The 5,746-nt window shown below is 41.0% G+C and carries 6 protein-coding genes and 3 pseudogenes; 6 read left to right on the plus strand and 3 right to left on the minus strand.

Annotation, left to right across the window (positions count from 1 at the left end; all coding sequences use genetic code 11):
- Positions 1–378 (minus strand): annotated as a pseudogene (locus QZZ55_RS05565) (transposase); the annotation flags it as partial.
- Between the two features lie 262 nt (positions 379–640).
- Between QZZ55_RS05565 and QZZ55_RS05570 the strand changes: the two are divergent.
- Positions 641–1,267 (plus strand): hypothetical protein, encoded by a 627-nt coding sequence (locus QZZ55_RS05570; RefSeq protein ID WP_293266184.1) that lies wholly within the window; start codon positions 641–643, stop codon positions 1,265–1,267.
- A gap of 134 nt (positions 1,268–1,401) precedes the next feature.
- Here the strand turns inward: QZZ55_RS05570 and QZZ55_RS05575 are convergent.
- Both QZZ55_RS05575 and QZZ55_RS05580 read right to left on the minus strand, forming a co-directional pair.
- Positions 1,402–1,575: pseudogene (locus tag QZZ55_RS05575) on the minus strand (IS5/IS1182 family transposase); the annotation flags it as partial.
- Between the two features lie 49 nt (positions 1,576–1,624).
- Positions 1,625–1,893: pseudogene (locus QZZ55_RS05580) on the minus strand (IS110 family transposase); the annotation flags it as partial.
- 117 nt (positions 1,894–2,010) lie between these two features.
- Between QZZ55_RS05580 and QZZ55_RS05585 the strand changes: the two are divergent.
- The 5 genes from QZZ55_RS05585 to QZZ55_RS05605 form a co-directional block, all read left to right on the plus strand.
- Positions 2,011–2,559, plus strand: a complete 549-nt coding sequence (locus QZZ55_RS05585) for a hypothetical protein (protein ID WP_293266186.1) — start codon at positions 2,011–2,013, stop codon at positions 2,557–2,559.
- 127 nt (positions 2,560–2,686) lie between these two features.
- Positions 2,687–3,853: an FAD-dependent monooxygenase gene (locus tag QZZ55_RS05590; protein WP_293266188.1), complete on the plus strand. Its 1,167-nt coding sequence runs from the start codon at positions 2,687–2,689 to the stop codon at positions 3,851–3,853.
- 136 nt (positions 3,854–3,989) lie between these two features.
- Positions 3,990–4,877 carry a DMT family transporter gene (locus QZZ55_RS05595; protein ID WP_293266190.1) on the plus strand — a complete coding sequence of 296 codons (888 nt, stop codon included), beginning with the start codon at positions 3,990–3,992 and terminating at the stop codon, positions 4,875–4,877.
- Positions 4,878–5,061: 184 nt separating this feature from the next.
- Entirely contained in the window at positions 5,062–5,481 is a 420-nt protein-coding gene (locus tag QZZ55_RS05600; RefSeq protein WP_293266192.1) for a GFA family protein, read from the plus strand.
- A gap of 96 nt (positions 5,482–5,577) precedes the next feature.
- Positions 5,578–5,746: DUF1840 domain-containing protein (locus tag QZZ55_RS05605; RefSeq protein WP_293266419.1), on the plus strand; the 169-nt coding region annotated here is incomplete at its 3' end.

Here is a 5,746-nt window from a genome sequence, read left to right on the forward strand (position 1 = left end):
TTCAAGCTTGCTGAGTTCGCGGTGATAGCACTCCAATATATTGAGGTCTAAATCGATGTTGCGTTGTGCTTCAGGATTCTCAAACGTTGATTTGAGTTGTTCACGCGCACAGACATTTTTGAGATTAACCTTATTCGGAGGTAGGTTGTATTGGCTTGTCGTATTCACGATATGTGCTTTAAGATCTGCACCGTGGCGGACAATACGTGTACGTCGTCGCAGCAAATCGCGTGTGGCTCTCATCGCTCGTGGATAGACATAAGCTAAAGGAAAGTTACCGCCCCGTATTAATTTGGCAATTTTGTAAGAATCGATCCGGTCATTCTTGGTTTTACCGCCATGTATGGCTTTCATATATAAGGCATGGCCGAGAATAAAAAACTTAGGGGTCAGATCTTGCATTGTGCGTACGAATACTTAGCGGGTAAGCGTGTTTCACTTATGCTGGGCATCTAGGGTTAACCTAAATAAAAGGCCTTGAAATAATATAAGCATATACGTATTATTCTTCGAAAATCAGTAAGCAATGTTTAATATTTAATGGTTCTAAATGTTGTTTTTAAAATACTGTTCTGTTGGTTTGTCTGAAAATAAATCAAGTATATAACTGCTGGTTCATGAATATAAAAGGATGAAATTTATGAATAACATAATAAAAATTATAGGGAACACGAAGATAGAGCACACGATAGATAATTCTATATCTATAAGTGACAGAAGAGGGGTGTTAGGCACCGTCTATGCTATTTTTTTAATTTTGTTTATTACTATTGCCTTGTTTTTATTTGGCTTCTATTTGAGTGAGTCTTTACAAGTGTGGGATTTTATGAGTATTTCTGTAATGCTTTCATCCTTGTTTTTTATAGGATTTATTCCTTTTATATGTTTGAATGTGGGGACGGAAATTGAAGAGAAAACATATTATGTTGGGCAAAAAACACTATTTGGTAAAGTTTACTCTAAACCAAAACTAGGAAGGGTAATTGGTATATCTATTTCAAAAACACATCTAAAAGATCATAGAGAATACGCAATACTTGCGGTATGTGAAAATGGTAATATACCAATTGCCTCAGAAGAGGATTTTGATAAAGCAGAAAAAATAAAAGAACTATTAGATTCATGTATCGAAACTGTTTCATTAAATGATTTTGTCGAAGAACAAGCAAAAAAAGAAACTTTAATCATTAAGTGGGCACCTAAGATTTTATACGCAATTTCTATGCTAGGTGTTATATCTTATTTCTATCATAGTTATAAGAATTAGGGAGCATGCGATTAAGTTAATTTCCTGCTCGCCTTTTCACTAATAAAGGCTGTAATCGTATATTACAGCCAAGTACTGATTGTTTTTTGATCCCTTTTGTCCGCCTACCCTCTCGGGTAGACGGATTGCTCCCCCTACGATCTTAATAATTTCCCCACTCGAACAATATTCGCGAGTGCGAACATGACGGATAGCTTGAAGTCATTTTTCATCAGGCCACGGTAACGCGCCTTGATAAAGCCGAACTGACATTTAATGATGCGAAAGGGATGCTCAACCTTCGCTCTAATACTGGCTTTTATATACTCGGTATTAAAATGCAAGGCCTGACCCTTTGCGTGCATCAGACCCTTTGCATGCATCACGCTTATCGGTTTTAATCCGCTCTCCCTGCTTTTTAGGAATAAGAGAGGGCGCTACTACATAACAAGGGTGGCCGAGATTCGTGAATAATCGATAGACCCAGTAACCGCAAGGACCTGCGTCATAAACAAAATGAAGCGTAGCTTTGGGGTATTTAGATTGATATTGATGTACCTAGCGTTGCGATCATCTTCAACATAGGCGACCTCAACAAACTCTTTGTGAGTGTCTAAGCCGATAAAAATTATGCTACTGTTAATCATGCTGACCTCCAATGTGTATTGTTAACAAATACAGTATGGCTCTGGCTTACAGCTAACCCACGAAAATGGAGGTCAGCACCTCGTGGGAGTCATTATGTCTATGCATGAAGAGGGCTGATGAATTCGAGTGAAGTGGAAAAACAGGTGACAGCAAGAAAAGCTCTTAGAAAGTTTATCTATTTCTTTCTGTTTGCAGTAGCCTTGATTTGGTTGCTTAACCTTGTCGCTAATGCAGTTTTGGATTACCAAGATCGACACTTTGCGGAAAAAAATTTTAGCTTTATGCCTTATAAAGGAGTGCTAGAGTCTCGAAAATGGCTCGAAGGCGAGTTAGGTACTTTCGGTTGTACCTACGCTATCGTCTCGCTCGGTGATTCCGCATCAACTGACCCTCCGAGTCAATGGGTTGACTCTTCACTCTGGCATCAAACCCCTTTACGTTTTAAAGAGAAAGGAAAAGTCGGGCAGTGTCGCAATATTATCTGCGAATGCGAATCTGATTGGAGTTCAGCCACTTATAAGCTCCTCACAAGGGCATTAAACGAGCCGGGATCGTTCTACTATCTCGGCTGGCGGAAGCCACCCCACGACAGACTTTATCAGGACCAAATAATAGTGTACTCGCCTGTTGAAAGAGTCGCGGCGATCGTCAGGTTTGGTGATTAATTGCATAACAAAGCCAGTCAATCAGGCCTCCGCGTGCTGTCACCTTTTTTGAAAAGTCCAAAAAATCCTCCAGCACACTCCGTCGTTGCTGGCAGCGTTAGGCGTTTAGTCGTGACAAGGAGTCGTTTTGAACATTAGTATTTTAGGCGGTGGTATTGGAGGATTAAGTACTGCTATTGCATTAAAGCAAGAAGGTTTTGATGTATCTATTTATGAACGACAGAGTACTCCTTCAGAAATAGGAGCAGGTATTGTCTGTTGGCCTAATGCATCTTTCATACTAGAACAACTTGGTGTTTTAGACAAAATATCAAACGTTTCAGGTTCAATTAAGTTTATGAATCGCTTCACTAATACTGGTGAACCTATAGGTTCACTTGATGTTAATGAGTTGAATCGATTAATGAAGTACCCTAGTTATTCTATTATTCGTAAAGATCTTATGAAAATTTTGATTCAACGTACCGTTGAGTTAAATATCAATATTCATTACGACCACGAGGTTATTAAAATCTCAAATGAAAATACAAATACTGAAGTTCAATTTAGTAATAGTAAAGTAATCCAACCGGATATTATCATTGGTGCTGATGGCCGCATGAAATCATTAGCTAGAAAATACGTGAACGGTAGTAATTCGCCAATCTATCAAGGTTTTATTAATTGGGTTGGTGTTATTGAAGATGAATCTATGAATTTCTCTGAACTTTCAGTATCTGATTATTGGGGAGTCGGTGAGCGCTTCGGTATTGTGCCAGTATCGCAAACAAAAGCGTACTGGGCGGGTGGTGCTACTTCTAAAAATATCGCTGAACTCAACCCTGCTAAATACAAGAGTGAGCTCAATTCAATATTTAGAGACTGGCCAGACATTATTACTAAAGTCATAAATGGAACTCATCAATCTCGTATTAATAAAATTTATGTGCATGATCACGACCCAATTAACTTATGGCATAAAAATAACCTTATTTTATTAGGGGATTCTGCCCATTCGCCTTTACCAACATCTGGTCAGGGTGCATGTCAGGCTTTAGAGGATGCATGGCATTTAACAAATTGTTTAAAAGAAAGCCCTAATGATATAAGTAAGGCTTTTAACTTCTTTACTGAGCTACGAAAATCTAAAACAGCAGGAATAACATTCGGTGGTCGTCAGCTAGCTTCATCAATTTTTAATAATAATGAAGAGTTCTGTAAACACAGGAATATTGCGAGTAAAAATACAAATTACCAAAATGCAGTTGTAGGTATGGCTAATGGTTGGTCTAGTGGGTTACCAATCAGCGCCTAACAAGGTGCTCAAACTTTGGGCGTGCTACGCACTCAGCTTAGTATGGCGTAAGAAGGCATTTAAACTATAAAAGCATCAAAAAAGTGGTAGGTTGTTGTTTAACTCTCCAGTAATAATTGCTAATCGACTCAAACATATGACTCACAACTACATACCTACTGTTAAAGACTGGCTTTCTCTGCTGCTACTCACACTGCTGTGGGGTACGTCATTTATGTTTACCGCTGTCTCACTGCATAGCTTTAGCCCTGTGGGTATAGTGGCTCTTAGAGTGTTGATTGCAGCGATTATCCTAACTATTTTTATGTATGCCAAGGGGTTGCGTTTGCCTGTCGATCCGTTGGCTTGGGCGATGTTTTTACTGCTGGGTATTATGGGTAACCTGTTGCCATTTCTTCTGATCTCCACAGGCCAGAAGGATGTTAGCTCGGGCATTGCGGGGTTGTTGATGGCATTTATGCCGCTGGCGACAATGATTTTGGCACATTATTTTGTGTCAGGGGAAAGCCTCAATCGCTTTAAAATACTCGGTTTTGTGTTGGGTATTACTGGCGTCGCGATTGTGCTTTGGCCGTCGTTAGTAGGAGCTCACAGCAACTTACTGAGTGGTCTACTGATTTTGCTCGCCACTTTTAGTTATGCGGTAAATGCCATCTTGGCGAGGCGATTGCCCTCCTATAATCCTGTTGTAACGGCGGCTGGCGTGATGATTGTTTCTAGTATCGCGATAGTGCCATTGTGGCTGTGGCAAGATTTACCGTGGCAACAAAGCTACTCTTTAAAGGCCACGTTATCCGTATTGTGGTTAGGTATCGGCCCGACTGCGTTTGCCACCATTATTTTGTTTGCAGTTATCGCGACGGCAGGTCCTACGTTTCTTTCGTACATTAATTACGTGATTCCTGTCGTGGCGTATTTTACTGGCGCGATTATCTTGGGCGAAGCCATTGAATGGCACAGCTTAGCGGCGTTGTTATTAATAATTTTAGGGATAGCGCTAACGCGCAAGCGGGTTGCTGATTGAATAAGGTGCTTGTTAGGTCTGCTAAACCTTCTACAGTGTCTTGTTGCGGTTATTTCTGCACTCATTGAATGCATTGCAGGATTCTTTACCGCTGAAACAGAAGTGTTAACCGCTGGTGTTGTGCGGACTGCGCTCCGTTTTACTTCACACCCTAAGCGTTATACCGAATGGAGAAAATCTAGAGATGAGCGAAAAATATAGAGGTTCTTGCCTGTGTGGTGGCGTTAAATATAGTGTTGATAGTTTTAGTGATCAAGCTGCAAATTGTCATTGCACTATGTGTCGCAAATTCCATGGCGCTGCTTTTGCCACGCTGGTGAGTGTTAGCGGTCTACATTGGTTGTCGGGGACAGCGATTCTTAAACATTACACTGCTTCAAACGGCACTGTTCGCACTTTTTGTAATGGCTGTGGTACTAGCTTGGGGTTTCGTGTGAAAGGTGCGGCACTTGAAGGTATTGAGTTGGCAATTGCTACCTTTGATGACGATATTCCAGTCCAAGTCGACGCTCAAATATATACTAATTACAAAGCTAATTGGTGTCAGTTACAGCGTAGTTTACCCGCTTTTGGCGAGGGTCGAGAAACGGGACGCACTTTGTAGTTGATGGCTAAAAGAAGGTATAAAGAGTAGGCCTAAGAACCATATACTCTGCCCCTATTTATCCCGAGGCTAGTTAATTCATTCGAGGAGTACTTCATGCTGGTGACTTTTACAACCGATGCCTATGGCAGTATTACGATGTTTGGCGATGTTGCGCTTGCCATGTTTAAAATGATGGGCCACAGCGGCTCCGTGCCCGGTGCGATTCTGGCGGCAGATGTGCCCGTTGCGCTGAGCAAGTTAACCACTGCTATTGAAGCAAATA

The sequence above is a fragment of the Neptunomonas sp. genome, assembly GCF_016744175.1.
Lineage (GTDB): Bacteria > Pseudomonadota > Gammaproteobacteria > Pseudomonadales > Balneatricaceae > Neptunomonas.